The sequence below is a fragment of the Achromobacter sp. MFA1 R4 genome (assembly GCF_900156745.1).
Classification (GTDB): Bacteria; Pseudomonadota; Gammaproteobacteria; order Burkholderiales; family Burkholderiaceae_B; genus Achromobacter.
Map to the genome: position 1 here is coordinate 2758062 of NZ_LT707065.1, position 12928 is coordinate 2770989.

Annotated in this window: 14 protein-coding genes; 8 read left to right on the plus strand and 6 right to left on the minus strand. The window is 68.1% G+C overall.

Annotated elements, in window-relative coordinates; genetic code table 11:
* The first annotated feature begins 3 nt into the window (after nucleotides 1–3).
* A complete protein-coding gene (locus BXA00_RS12595) occupies nucleotides 4–834 on the plus strand; it encodes a ChbG/HpnK family deacetylase (RefSeq protein ID WP_076518804.1) in 831 nt (276 codons plus the stop codon).
* 9 nt (nucleotides 835–843) lie between these two features.
* Here the strand turns inward: BXA00_RS12595 and BXA00_RS12600 are convergent, their stop codons facing one another.
* Nucleotides 844–1707, minus strand: a complete 864-nt coding sequence (locus BXA00_RS12600; RefSeq protein WP_076518805.1) for a LysR family transcriptional regulator — start codon at nucleotides 1705–1707, stop codon at nucleotides 844–846.
* Between the two features lie 110 nt (nucleotides 1708–1817).
* Between BXA00_RS12600 and BXA00_RS12605 the strand changes: the two genes are divergently transcribed.
* Nucleotides 1818–2294, plus strand: a complete 477-nt coding sequence (locus tag BXA00_RS12605) for a multidrug/biocide efflux PACE transporter (RefSeq protein ID WP_076518806.1) — start codon at nucleotides 1818–1820, stop codon at nucleotides 2292–2294.
* Nucleotides 2295–2298: 4 nt separating this feature from the next.
* On the opposite strand, the gene BXA00_RS12610 is transcribed toward BXA00_RS12605, so the two are convergent.
* Together BXA00_RS12610 and BXA00_RS12615 are read right to left on the minus strand one after the other, a co-directional pair.
* Nucleotides 2299–3186, minus strand: a complete 888-nt coding sequence (locus tag BXA00_RS12610) for an alpha/beta hydrolase (protein ID WP_076518807.1) — start codon at nucleotides 3184–3186, stop codon at nucleotides 2299–2301.
* Nucleotides 3187–3302: 116 nt separating this feature from the next.
* Nucleotides 3303–4190 (minus strand): LysR family transcriptional regulator, encoded by an 888-nt coding sequence (locus BXA00_RS12615; RefSeq protein WP_076518808.1) that lies wholly within the window; start codon nucleotides 4188–4190, stop codon nucleotides 3303–3305.
* A 129-nt stretch (nucleotides 4191–4319) separates the two neighbouring features.
* On the opposite strand from BXA00_RS12615, the gene BXA00_RS12620 reads away from it, so the two are divergent.
* Nucleotides 4320–4724: a CidA/LrgA family protein gene (locus tag BXA00_RS12620; protein WP_076518809.1), complete on the plus strand. Its 405-nt coding sequence runs from the start codon at nucleotides 4320–4322 to the stop codon at nucleotides 4722–4724.
* Nucleotides 4714–5406, plus strand: coding sequence for an LrgB family protein (locus BXA00_RS12625; protein WP_076518810.1), 693 nt, complete (start codon nucleotides 4714–4716; stop codon nucleotides 5404–5406). Before BXA00_RS12620 ends, BXA00_RS12625 begins: the two co-directional genes overlap by 11 nt.
* Before the next feature lie 7 nt (nucleotides 5407–5413).
* Here the strand turns inward: BXA00_RS12625 and BXA00_RS12630 are convergent, their stop codons facing one another.
* Nucleotides 5414–6058 (minus strand): LysE family translocator, encoded by a 645-nt coding sequence (locus BXA00_RS12630; protein ID WP_076518811.1) that lies wholly within the window; start codon nucleotides 6056–6058, stop codon nucleotides 5414–5416.
* Nucleotides 6055–6978, minus strand: coding sequence for a DMT family transporter (locus tag BXA00_RS12635; RefSeq protein ID WP_076521926.1), 924 nt, complete (start codon nucleotides 6976–6978; stop codon nucleotides 6055–6057). The genes BXA00_RS12630 and BXA00_RS12635 overlap by 4 nt, the downstream gene beginning before the upstream one ends.
* A 186-nt stretch (nucleotides 6979–7164) precedes the next feature.
* On the opposite strand from BXA00_RS12635, the gene BXA00_RS12640 reads away from it, so the two are divergent.
* From BXA00_RS12640 to fusA, 4 genes are all read left to right on the plus strand, one after another.
* Entirely contained in the window at nucleotides 7165–8580 is a 1416-nt protein-coding gene (locus tag BXA00_RS12640) for a PLP-dependent aminotransferase family protein (RefSeq protein ID WP_092580012.1), read from the plus strand.
* 37 nt (nucleotides 8581–8617) lie between these two features.
* On the plus strand, nucleotides 8618–8962 hold the full coding sequence (locus BXA00_RS12645) for a TIGR01244 family sulfur transferase (RefSeq protein WP_076521927.1): 345 nt from the start codon (nucleotides 8618–8620) through the stop codon (nucleotides 8960–8962).
* Between the two features lie 99 nt (nucleotides 8963–9061).
* A complete protein-coding gene (locus tag BXA00_RS12650) occupies nucleotides 9062–9526 on the plus strand; it encodes a universal stress protein (RefSeq protein WP_076518813.1) in 465 nt (154 codons plus the stop codon).
* A gap of 238 nt (nucleotides 9527–9764) precedes the next feature.
* Nucleotides 9765–11876, plus strand: coding sequence for an elongation factor G (fusA, locus tag BXA00_RS12655; protein ID WP_076518814.1), 2112 nt, complete (start codon nucleotides 9765–9767; stop codon nucleotides 11874–11876).
* A 22-nt stretch (nucleotides 11877–11898) separates the two neighbouring features.
* Here fusA and BXA00_RS12660 read toward each other — a convergent pair whose 3' ends face one another.
* A complete protein-coding gene (locus tag BXA00_RS12660; protein WP_231952248.1) occupies nucleotides 11899–12843 on the minus strand; it encodes a DMT family transporter in 945 nt (314 codons plus the stop codon).
* Nucleotides 12844–12928 lie beyond the last annotated feature (85 nt).

Sequence of the window (12928 nt, forward strand, 5' to 3'; positions counted from 1 at the left end):
TCGATGAACAAACGCGTCGTGGTGTGCGGTGACGATTTTGGCATGAATGCCGCCGTCGATGCGGGCATGATCGCGCTGGCCGGCATGCGGCGCATCAGCGCCGTGAGCTGCCTGACGCTGGGCCCCACGTTCGCGGCCAATGCGCCGCGGCTCGCGGCGCTGGACGTGGACATCGGCCTGCATGTGAACTTCTCGGAGACGTTGGACCCGCATGGCGATCCCATGCCAGCGCTGGGCGCGCTGATCCTGAAGGCCTACGCAGGCCTGCTCGACACGGCCTGGATCGACGCGCAGCTTGCGCGGCAGATGGACGCCTTCGAAGCCGCATTCGGGCGCGCGCCGGATTATGTCGACGGGCATCAGCACGTGCATCAGCTTCCCGGCATCCGCGGGCGCATCCTGGACCTCCTTGCGCGGCGCTACGGGACGCGCACGCCCTGGCTGCGCCAGACCGCGCCCGGCATGCTGTGCGGCATCCCGCTGAAAGAATCGCTCAAGGCGCGCGTGATCGGCGCGCTGGGGGCGCGCGCGCTGGCGCGCGAGGCCCGTTCGAGCGGCGTGCGGACCAACCGCCGCCTGCTGGGCGTCTATGCCTTCGGTGGCGGTCGGCGCCGCTATGCGCAACTGCTGCAGACCTGGCTGTTCAACGCGCGCGACGGCGACCTTGTGATGTGCCATCCCGCGCAGGGCGACGGGCCCGGCGATGCGCTGGCCCGCCAGCGGCGCGCCGAGTTCGAGGTGCTGTCCAGCCCCAGGCTGGGGGAGTGGCTGACGGCCAATGGCGTGCGCATCGCGCGCCTGGCGTCGGCCGCGCGCGGATTCAGCGCGGATTGAGCGGGCCGGCTATGGCTGCGTCAGACTTTGCAGCAGCCATGCCCCCGCCGGCCCGAGCGCGCGGCGCGTGGACCATACCGCGTCGACGTGGATGTGGCGCGGCCATCCGGGCGCCTTCAGTTCCACGAGCTGATCGCCGCCGAATCGCTGGATCATCCAGCGCGGCAATTCCGTCCAGCCAAAGCCCAGGCTGGCCATTTCCAGCAGCATCAGGTAGCCGGGCGCCGACCACGTGGAACGCGCCGGCGTCGCTTCTTTGTCATCAAGCTCAAAGGTGCTCAGGCGCAGTTCGCGTGCGGCCTTCAGGTGGTCGGCCGTGACGGATGCCAGTTGGGCGAGGGGATGGGACCGCCCCACGCAGAGGACGATCTCGGACCCCTCGGCCAGACAGGCGTGCGCCACGTCCGGCGGATAGCTTTCCTGCGCCGCCATCAGGCCCACGTGCGCGCGGCCCTGCTGCACCAGCGCCACGACGTCCTCGTATTCGGCGATCAGGCATTCGAAGCGCAGCGACGGATAGCGCGCATCGATCTGGCTGAGCATGGCTTCGAAGGTGCTCGACTGGAACGTGTCGGACAGCACGACCGTGAGCCGGGGCTCCAGCCCCTCGGCCAACTGGCTGGCGCTGCGGTTCAGGCGGTCGTTCGCGGCCAGCACCTGCATCGCCTGCCCGAGCAGCACCTTGCCCGCCGGGGTGAGCGCGGGCTGGCGCTGGCTGCGGTCGAACAGCGCCACGTTCAGGTCCACCTCCAGGTTGGCGATGGTCTCGCTGATGGTCGACTGGCTTTTGCCCAGCTTGCGGGCGGCGGCCGAGAACGAGCCTTCGGCGGCAACCTGGGCGAAGGCGGCCAGGGATTCGAGGGAATGGCGCACGGGATATCCGGTTGGCGTTGTATCGGTTTTTCCGATGAATAGCATCTTTATCGTAACGGAAATGTCGCAGACAATGCCGTCATTCCGTAGCAACCGACCGCAGGTGGGTCATGACGCAAGCCAAGAAGACGCAAGCCAAGAAAACCCTCAAGGAACGCTTTCTCCACGCGTTTCTGTTTGAAATCATCGCCATCGGCCTGTGCGCCCCGGTGGCGGCCTGGGCGATGGGCAAGTCCCTGTTTGAAATGGGCGTGCTCACCGCCGTGATCGCCTGGATCGCCCTGGTCTGGAACATGATCTACAACGCCGGCTTCGACCGGATTGAAAACCGCCTGGGCTGGAAGCGCACCTTGCGCATCCGCGTCGTGCATGCGTTCGGCTTCGAATCCGGCCTGATCCTGATCGTGATCCCGCTGGCGGCGTGGTGGCTGGGCATCAGCCTGTGGGAAGCCTTTGTGCTGGACATCGCGCTGGTGCTGTTCTACCTGCCCTACGCGTTTTTCTACAACCTTGCGTATGACCGCGCCCGGCCCCGGGTGATCGGCTGGCTGGCGCGCCGCGACGACGCCGCGGCCGCCCGGGCATGAAAACCTAGCCCTTCTTGCGCTGGTACGCCTGGCTGGCGTCCCGCATGAAGGTCTTGACGGCGGTCTCGTATTGCGTGCCGCTCCGGAAGGCGCCCGAGTGCGAGGCGCCTTCTATCTTGACCAGCCGCTTCAGGTCCGGCGCCACGTTGCGGGCAGCGGCAAAGAGCTCGTCGCTCATGGTGTGGGGCACCACGCGGTCGGCGGTGCCGTGCATGAACAGCATGGGCGTGTGCAGCTGCGCCAGCTTGTCCACCGAGGCGAACGGCTGGGTCACCAGCAGGCTGGCGCCGGGCACCTTGCCCCAGCGCAGCGTCGCCAGCATCGCACCGATGCTGGTAAAGCTGGACTCCACGATCAGCCCCGCGAAATCCGGCTGTTCCGGGCGCGAGGCCAGGTCGATCGCGATCGCGCCGCCCAGGCTGTGTCCGTACACGAAGCGGCGCGCGGGATCGGGCTGCAGCCGCGCCAGCTCCTTCAGCCCTGCCATGGCGTCTTCGAGCGCGCTTTCTTCGGAGGGCAGGCGCGGCGAGGACGCGCCGAAGCCGCGATAGTCGATGGCCAGCATCGAATAGCCCATGCGGCTCCAGCCATCGATGCGAAAGGCGCTGCCGTTCAGGTTCCAGCGCGCGCCGTGCAGGTACAGCACGGTAGGGGCACCCGCCTTCGGACTTTGCAGGTACCACGCGCGCACCTTGTCGCCGTTGTCCAGCGTCAGGTCGTACACCTGCGTGCCGGCGGCGGGCTCGCGCCACCAGGTCTGCGGTTCGGATTGCGGGGAAAAGATGGTCTGGCGCTGCCAGGAGTCCAGTTGCGTGCAGCCCACGACGCTGCCGGCGGCGAGCAGGGCGGCGACGAACAGTCGGCGGGCGGAAAATCGGGGCAGGGCGGGCATGAATGGTCTGACCCTGGAAGTCAGGCTGGGTTCCGGCATCAGCATAACTCGGCGCGGCCGGCGAGGGGGCGGCCGACGGGGCGCGGCCTGCCAGGTGCGGCGTGCGTGCCTCGTCCTTACGCCGCCGCGGGGTGGACCTCGCGCGTCAGCGCCAGCCACGCCTGGGCGGCGTGCGACAGGTAGCCCCCGCGCCGCCACACCAGCACCATTTCCCAATCCGTCCCCGCATCGCGCAACGGCACGCGGGCCACCCCGGCGTGCAGCGCCTCGTTGGCCGTGATGCGCGGCAGGAACGCCACGCCAAGCCCGGCGGCCACCAGCGCCACGATGAAATCGATCTGGCCGCTGCGCGCCGCGATGGCCGGCGAGAAGCCCGCGCGGTGGCATGCGTCCTGGATGATGCGGTTCAGGGCGAAGCCCGTTTCGAACAGGACGAAGGGCGATTCGCGCAGGTCGTGCAACTGCACGGATTGCGCCCGCGCGAGCGGGTGGTCGGACGGCATCAGCGCCACCAGCGGTTCGCGCGCCACGGGCTGCCAGTCGACGTTGTCGGGCACGGGCTGCAGCGACGCCGCCAGTTCGATGTCGCCCGCCATCACCATCTCTTCCAGCCGGCGGCTGCCATGTTCCACGAGGCTGATCTCGATGCGCGGATAGCGGCTGCGAAAGCGCGCGAACATCGGCGCGAACAAGGAACTGCTGCCCAGCAGCGGCAGGCCCAGCCGCAGCACGCCCCGCTTCAGGCCCTTCAGGTCGTCCAGTTCCGCATGCAGGTCGTCGCGTTCGGCCAACATGGTCAGCGCGCGCCGGTACACGATTTCGCCGGCGGCCGTCAGCCGCGGGGGCTGCGCCTGGCGGTCCAGCAGGGGCATGCCGAGCTCGTCCTCCAGCTGGCGCACGGCCTTGCTGATAGTGGGCTGCGTGGCATGGATGACGTTGGCCGCCTGGGTGAAGCCACCCTGGCGGACGACTTCGACCAGGGCTCGCAGGGTGCGCAGTTCCATGGGTATGCCAATGTGGAATGGGGTGGATTCGTCGAATTCATTTTATCTATGGGATGGGCGGGCGTAAAACGTATTACGCAAACCGCAAAACACAAAACCCGCGCCAGGCGCTGGCCCCCGTTCTGTCCCATGTCCCATTTCCGCCCCACCGTCCGCCTGCGCAGCGCCCTGCGCCGCAGCCGCCTGCTGCAGATCGCGCTGATCGTCCTTTTTTCCCTGCTGGGCCAGGCCCTGGCTGCGGCCAGCGGCCTGCCCGTGCCCGGCGGCGTCGTCGGCATGGCGCTGGTGCTGCTATTGCTCGCCACGCGCCGGCTGCGCGTGCGCAATGTCCAGCGCGGCGCGAGCTGGCTGCTGGGCGAAATGCTGCTGTTCTTCGTGCCCGCGGTGATGTCCCTGCTGGACCACCGCGAATTCCTGGGCGTGCTCGGCCTGAAACTGCTGGCCGTCATTCTGCTGGGCACCGCGCTCGTCATGGCGGGCACGGCGCTGACCATCGACCTGTGCTATCGCTGGATGCATCGCCATGTCGGCTGAGTTCAACCTGCTGTTCTGGCCGGCGGCCACGGTCGCGGCCTATGTGTGCGCGCGCCTCTTCTACCGCCGCCATGCCTACTGGTGGACCTCCACCCTGCTCGTCGCGCCCGCGCTCCTGCTGGCGCTGGCGATCGCGCTGCATACGGGCTATCGCGACTACATGGCCGGATCGCACTGGCTGATGGCCATGCTGGGCCCGGTCATCGTGGCGTTCGCGCTGCCGCTCTACGAGCAGCGCGCGCTGATCCGGCGCTATTGGCCGGTGCTGGCGGCGGGCGTCGCGGTGGGCAGCGGCATCGCGGGGGGCAGCGCGTGGCTCCTGGGCAGCCTGTTGGACCTGCCGCCCGACCTGCGGCTCAGCCTGCTGCCGCGGTCGGTGGCCACGCCATTCGCCGTGACGGTTTCGTCCCACGTGGGCGGGGTGCCTGACCTGACCGCTGTGTTCGTCATCGTCACGGGCGTTTTCGGCGCGGCCATTGGCCAGTTCATGTGCCGCCGGCTTGCGCTGCGTTCGGCGCTGGCGCGCGGGGCGCTGTTCGGCATGGGCGCGCACGGGGCGGGCACGGCCAAGGCCCGCGAGCTGGCGGCCGAAGAGGGCGCGGTCGCGGGCCTGGTCATGGTGATGGCGGGCCTGTTCAATGTGCTGGTCACGCCGGCGGTGGTGGCCGGGCTGCTGGCCTGAACGTCCGTCAGTGCAGCAGTTCCAGCACGACCGGATACAGCGAGGCGACCAGCAGCAAGGCCATGCCCACATTGAAGGCGCGGATCGCGGCGGGGCGGTGCAGCACGCGGCGCAGCGCCGTGCCGAACGTCACCCAGATCCCGATGCTGGGCAGGTTGACGATGCCGCAGACCACGGTCGCGATCACCAGATTGGCGAAAAAGCCGTTCTGGGGCGTGTAGGTCGCGACCACGCCCACCGCCATCACCCAGGCTTTGGGATTGACCCACTGGAAGGCGGCCGCCTGCAAAAAGGTGAACGGCTTGCCGCGCGCCTCGCCCTCGTCCAGGGGGCCCGAGTTTGCGATCTTCCAGGCCAGGTAGAGCAGGTAGGCCGCGCCGGCGTACTTCAGCACGCTGTAAAGCGCGGGGGTCTGCTGGAAGACCGAGCCCAGGCCGATGCCCACCAGGAAGATCATCAGCGTGAAGCCCAGGTTCACGCCCAGCAGATGCGGCAGGCTGCGCCGGAATCCGAAGTTCAGGCCCGACGACGCCAGCATGACGTTGTTGGGGCCGGGCGTGATGGAGCTGACCAGCGCAAACAGTGCCAGGGGACCCAGCAGGGAAAGCGAGGCCAGCGGGATATCGGCCCAGTTGGCGGGGAACAGATTCATTTCGGGGTCCTTACGATGGCGCGGCGTCCGCCGGCAATAACGGCGATCACGGCCGCGGCAAACAGGTACGTGGCCGCCTCCACCGTTTCGCCAAACAGCAAGCCAGCCGCCACCACGGTGAGAAAGGGCTGCAGCAATTGCACTTGTCCCACCCGGGCGATGCCGCCGGCGGCCAGTCCGCGATACCAGGCGAAAAATCCCAGGAACATCGAGCCGAACGCGAGGTAGGCGCAGGCGGCCATCACGGACGAGCTGGGCCAGTGGGGCTGTTGCGCGGCCATCCAGGCCACGGGGCCTGCCACCAGGGGGGCGCTGATCGCCAGCGCCCAGCAGATGGTGCGCCAGCCGCCCAGCGTGCGCGAGGCCCGCGCGCCTTCGGCGTAACCCAGGCCGCCCAGCACCACGGCCACGAGCAGCCACAGGTAACCCGCCGTCAGCGTGCCTTCACCCTGGCGCAGGGCATAGGCCGTGACCAGCGCGGCGCCCAAGACGGCCCAGGCCCAGAAGGCGGCCGAGGGCCGCTCGCCGCTGCGCAGGGCGGCAAAGGCGGCGGTGGACAGCGGCAGCAGGCCATTGAACACCGCGCCCTGCGACGCCGGCACCGTCTGCATCGCCAGCGACGACGCCAGCGGCCAGCCGACGACGATGCCCAGGGCGGCCAGGATGACGCCCGGCCACTCCTGGCGGTTGGGCCGGCGGCTGCGGGTCAGCCACAGCAAAGCGATGGCGGGCAGGGCTGCGATCAGCGCGCGGCCCAGGCCCACCAGGAGGGGCGCCAGTTCGGCCACCGCCAGTCGCGTCATGGGCAGCGTCAGCGAAAACACCAGCACGCCCAGGAAACCGTAGCCGTATCCTTCCCAGAGAGAAGACGGGACGGCGGGAGAGGCCGTGGACGTGGGGTAAAGCGCGGGACGGGTCATGACGGCACCGGGGAAAAATGTGTGCATCGCGCCGCCCACGGTTGCGGGCGCGCGGCATTGCTGTCACTCTACGCATAGCTATCGGTACAGTACCGGTACACAATGGCATGTCACTTTAATCACTGGCCTGGTCGAATCTCCATGACAGTTGCTCCGCCTCCCTCGTCTTCCATGCCCTGGCAACCCGTGCGCCAGGCCGATGCCACGCTCGTGGCGCAATTGGCCGACGGCCTGGCCCGCCGCATCGACGAGCAGGGCTTGCGGCCGGGCACGCGCCTGCCGTCCATCCGCAAGATGGCCGAACAGTCCGGCGTCAGCCGCTTCACCGTGGTCGAGGCCTACGACCGGCTGGTGGCGCGCGGACTGGTCCAGTCGCGCCGGGGCGCGGGCTTTTTCGTGAAGGCGCGCAGCGGCCCGCTGACGGCGGTGGCCGCCGCCGCGCCCAGCACGCTGGCCCCGCCCGCCCGGGTGGACATCGCCTGGCTGCTGCGCAGCATGTTCCGCGAATCGAACGCCCCAGGCATGCCGGGCGGCGCGGGGCTGTTGCCCGCCGACTGGCTGGATCCGGACATGGTGGCGGGCGCGGTGCGCGCGGTGGGACGCTCGGTGCGCGCCAACCTCGTCAGCTACGGCAGCCCCCAGGGTTTCGCGCCGCTGCGCCAGCAGATCGCCGCAATTCTGCAGAACGAAGGCGTGCCGGCGCATCCCGAGCTCAACCTTCTTACGACCAACGGCGTCACCCACGGGCTGGACCTGATTGCGCGGCACCTGGTCAAGCCCGGCGACACCGTCCTGGTCGAGGATCCGGCCTGGTTCGTGATTTTCGGCCGGCTGGCCGCCTTTGGCGCCCGCCTGATCGGCGTGCCGCGCGGGCCGGACGGTCCTGACCTCGGCCTGCTCGAACAATTGGCCGCGCAGCACAAGCCGCGCCTTTTCATCATCAATGGCTCGGTCCACAATCCCACCGGCCACACCCTGTCGGCGGGCGCCGCCTATGGCATCCTGCGCATCGCCGAGCGCCACGATTTCATGGTGGTCGAAGACGACACTTACGGCGAGCTGCATCCGGGCGGCGCCATCAAGCTGGCCGCGCTGGACCGCCTGAATCGCGTCATTTTCGTGGGCGGCTATTCCAAGATGCTGGCGGCCAGCCTGCGCGTGGGCTATGTGGCCGCCAACCCCGAACTGCTCCAGAAGCTGGCGGACCTGAAGATGCTGGCCGGCCTGACCTCACCCGAACTGGGCGAACGCGTCGTGCACCGCGTGCTCATGGAAGGGCAGTACAGGCGCCATATCGAACGCGTTCGGCTGCGCGTCGACGACGCGCGCCAGCGCTGCATGAAGGGGCTGCAGAAACTGGGCCTGACGGTGCCGCACGAGCCGCACGCGGGCATGTTCGTCTGGGCCGATTGCGGGCGGGACTCGGAGGTGCTGGCCCGCGCCGCCGCCGACCGCGGCATGCTGCTCGCGCCCGGCACGCTGTTCTCGCCGTCGCAGGCGCCGTCCACCATGCTGCGCTTCTCGGTCTCCATCGCGGACCATCGGGGCATCTGGGCCGAACTGGAAAAACTCTTCGCGCAAAACGGGTCCTACAATCAATAATATGCAGCTGTCTCGCCAAGTCATCGAAGGAAACGTCATGTCCACACCCATCAAGCCCCTGACCCAGAACTTTGCCGTCGCTCCGCAACTGGGGCCCGACGACATGGCCGACGTGGCCGCCGCCGGCTACAAAAGCGTCATCATCAACCGCCCCGATTTCGAAGGCGGTCCGGACCAGCCCACCGCCGCCGACGTCTCGCGCGCCGCGCAGGCCGCCGGCCTGCAGATCGAATACCAGCCCGTCGTGGGCAGCGCCATGACCGCTGCCGACGTTGCGCGCTTCGCTGAACTCCTGCGCACCCTGCCGGGCCCCGTGCTGGCATACTGCCGCACCGGCACCCGCTGCACGAACCTGTTCGCGGCTGCGCAGCAGTTGGGATAAACCCGGCATTGACCCTCGTCAAGCCCGCTGGTTCGGCCTGATGTGAACCCCGCGGCTTTCCGGTAGCATAAAGATTCCTCCAAAACAGGAGCAGGCAAGATGTTCAAGAAGATCCTGATTCCCACCGACGGTTCCCCGCTCTCGGCGCAAGCCGCCAACGCAGGCATCTGCTTCGCGCGCTCGGTCGGCGCCGAAGTCGTCGGCCTCTACGTGACGCAGCCGTTCGCGGCCACGATCGGTTTTGACGGCATGGCCGCGGCCTATGCCATTACCGACGAAGACTACGAAAAGGCCTCCGCCGAGCAAGCCGACAAGTACCTCAAGCAGATCCGCGACCGCGCCGACACCGCAGGCGTCAAGGCCGATACGCGCGCCGTGTCCAATTTCAACGTCGCCGACGGCATCGTGCAGGCGGCCACCGACACCGGCTGCGACCTGATCTTCATCGGCAGCCACGGCCGCAGCGGGCTGTCGCGCCTTTTGCTGGGCAGCGTCACCGCCAAGGTGCTGTCGCTGGCCACCACCGCCGTGCTCGTGTATCGGGTCAAGGAAGAAAAGAAATAATTGCGCCGTCCTGGCGCGCACCGCGCGCCCTTGGCATGCGCCACAGCCCCTCGCAAGAGGGGCTTTTTCATGGGCGCGCCATCGGCCGAGACGTTTGTCCATACCTTGGTCATACCTTGGTATGCCCCGGGCAAACCCATGGACCCGCCAAACCCGCTCCGCAAGGCCGTCGCAGGCTTGTATCTTGCCGCATGGCGCGTAATATTTACGCATCTGCATCCAACCGTAGGAAGAGGCCATGACCCGCAAGACGCGCATCGATCTCTATCGCAATATCGGCATCAGCGCCCATATTGACGCCGGCAAGACGACGACCACCGAGCGCATCCTCTTCTACACCGGCATCACCCACAAGATCGGCGAAGTCCACGACGGCGCCGCGGTGATGGACTGGATGGAGCAGGAGCAGGAACGCGGCATCACCATCACGTCGGCCGCCACCACCGCCTTCTGGAAAGGCATGGCGGGCAACTACCCCGAACACCGCATCAACATCATCGACACGCCGGGCCACGTCGACTTCACCATCGAAGTCGAACGCTCCATGCGCGTGCTGGACGGCGCCGTCATGGTCTACGACGCGGTCGGCGGCGTGCAGCCGCAATCCGAGACCGTCTGGCGCCAGGCCAACAAGTACAAGGTGCCGCGCCTGGCCTTCGTCAACAAGATGGACCGCGTGGGTGCGGACTTTCTGCGCGTGCACCGCCAGATCGCCGAACGACTGAAGGGCGACGCCGTGCCCATCCAGTTGCCGGTGGGCGCCGAAGACCATTTCGAGGGCGTGATCGACCTGGTCAAAATGAAGGCCATCATCTGGGACGAGGCCAGCCAGGGCGTGAAATTCCAGTACGAGGACATCCCGGCGTCGATGCAGGCGCAGGCGCAGGAATGGCACGACAAGATGGTCGAGAAGGCCGCCGAGGCCAACGAAACCCTGCTGGAAAAGTACCTTTCCGGCGAACCCCTCACCGAGGCGGAAATCAAGGAAGGCCTGCGCGCCCGCACCATCGCCAACGAGATCGTGCCGATGCTGTGCGGCAGCGCCTTCAAGAACAAGGGCGTGCAGGCCATGCTGGACGCCGTCATCGACTACATGCCTTCGCCGGTGGACGTGCCCGCCATCAAGGGACACGACCCGCGCGACAACGAAATCGAACGCCACCCGGCCGACAACGAGCCGTTCTCCGCGCTCGCCTTCAAGATCATGACGGACCCGTTCGTCGGACAGCTCGTGTTCTTCCGCGTCTATTCCGGCGTGGTGAAGTCCGGCGACTCGGTCTACAACCCGATCAAGGAAAAGAAAGAGCGCCTGGGCCGCATCCTGCAGATGCACGCCAACGAGCGGCGCGAGATCACCGAGGTCTACGCGGGCGACATCGCCGCGGCCGTCGGCATCAAGGACGTCACCACGGGCGACACGCTGACCGATCCGTCGCACATCATCATCCTGGAACGCATGGTGTTCCCGGAACCCGTGATCTCGCAGGCGGTGGAACCCAAGACCAAGGCCGACCAGGAAAAAATGGGCATCGCGCTGGGCCGGCTGGCGCAGGAGGATCCGTCGTTCCGCGTGCGCACCGACGAAGAATCCGGCCAGACCATCATCTCGGGCATGGGCGAGTTGCACCTGGAAATCCTGGTCGACCGCATGAAGCGCGAGTTCAACGTCGAAGCCACGGTCGGCAAGCCGCAGGTGGCGTACCGCGAAACCATCCGCAAGGCCTGCAACGAGGTCGAGGGCAAGTTCGTCAAGCAGTCGGGCGGACGCGGCCAGTACGGCCACGTGGTGCTCAAGCTGGAACCGCAGGAGCCGGGCAAGGGTTATGAATTTGTCGATGCCATCAAGGGCGGCGTGGTGCCGCGCGAATTCATCCCGGCCGTGGACAAGGGCATCCGCGAGGCGCTCAACGCCGGCGTGCTGGCGGGCTATCCGGTCGTGGACGTGAAGGCCACGCTGTTCTTCGGGTCCTATCACGACGTGGACTCGAACGAAAACGCCTTCAAGATGGCGGGCTCCATGGCGTTCAAGGAGGGCATGCGCCGCGCCGATCCGGTGCTGCTCGAGCCCATGATGCAGGTCGAGGTGGAAACGCCCGAGGACTTCACCGGCAACGTCATGGGCGACCTGTCCTCGCGCCGGGGCATGGTGCAGGGCATGGAAGACATCGCGGGCGGCGGCGGCAAGGTGGTGCGCGCCGAGGTGCCGCTGGCCGAGATGTTCGGCTACTCGACGTCCCTGCGCTCGCTGACGCAGGGCCGCGCGACCTACACGATGGAGTTCAAGCACTACGCCGAAGCGCCGCGCCAGGTGGCGCAGGAAGTGATGGCGGCCCAAGGCATGGGCCGCTGATCGCGGCGATCCGGCCGCGATCTCAGGCGGCGGCTGGGGCCGCCGCCTGGCGCATCCGCGACGACGCCAGCTTGACGCCCAGCAGGATCATCGCGAAGCCGACCCCATGGAACAGCCGGGGCGCTTCGCCCAGCAGCGGCCAGGCCAGCAGCGCCGCGTAGACCGGCACCAGGAACATCGACAGGCCCGCGGTTGCCGGGCCGGCCCGGCTGATCAGCCGGCCATAGACGTAATACGCGCCCAGGCTGGGCACCACCGCCAGGAACAGCAGCACGGCCGCCAGGCGCGGGTCCGTCCAGGGCGGCGCCATGCCGGTCGCGGCTTCGATGCCGGCAAAAGGCGCCAGCGCCACCGCGCCGCCCAGCATCATCGCGGCCAGCCGCGCCCGGTCGGGAACCGCCGGCAACGCCATGCGCTTTTGCAGCACCGTATAGAGCGCCCAGCCCGTCGCCGCCAGCAGCACCCACAGGTCTCCCTGTCCGAACGCCAGCCGCGCCAGCGCCTGGGCGTCGCCACGCGTCAGCACCACCAGCACGCCGCCCAGCGCCAGCACCAGCCCGGCCGCGCGCTGCGCCGGCAGGGGTTGGCGCCAGATCACCGCTTCCAGCAGCGCCACCAGCAGCGGGCTGCACGAAAAAATCAGCGCGATATTGGTGGCGCTGGTGGTCTGGGCGCCGATGTACTGGGGCGCGACCGCCACGCCCATGCCCAGCACGGCCAGCGGCAGCAGCGCGGGCAGGCCGCGCCACAACGCCCGCCGATGTGCGATCAGGGCGGGCGCGGCAATGGGCAGGAGGATGAGCAGGGCGATCAGCCAGCGGCCGAAGGCGAGGAAAACAGGGGGGAGGCCGGCGTCGTGGGCCCAGCGGGCCGCCACCATATTCGAGGCGAATAGCGCGGGGGCCGTGAAAAGCATGGCGGTGCCGGCCAGGCCGAGGCCGGTTCTTGCGGTTGCTGCGTGCGACATGGTTTCCATCCGCGCGGATCGCGCGCGGGCTGCTGCGTTGGAATTGCCGGCGCGGCCGCCGGGTTGTGCCGCAGCGGATGGCGCC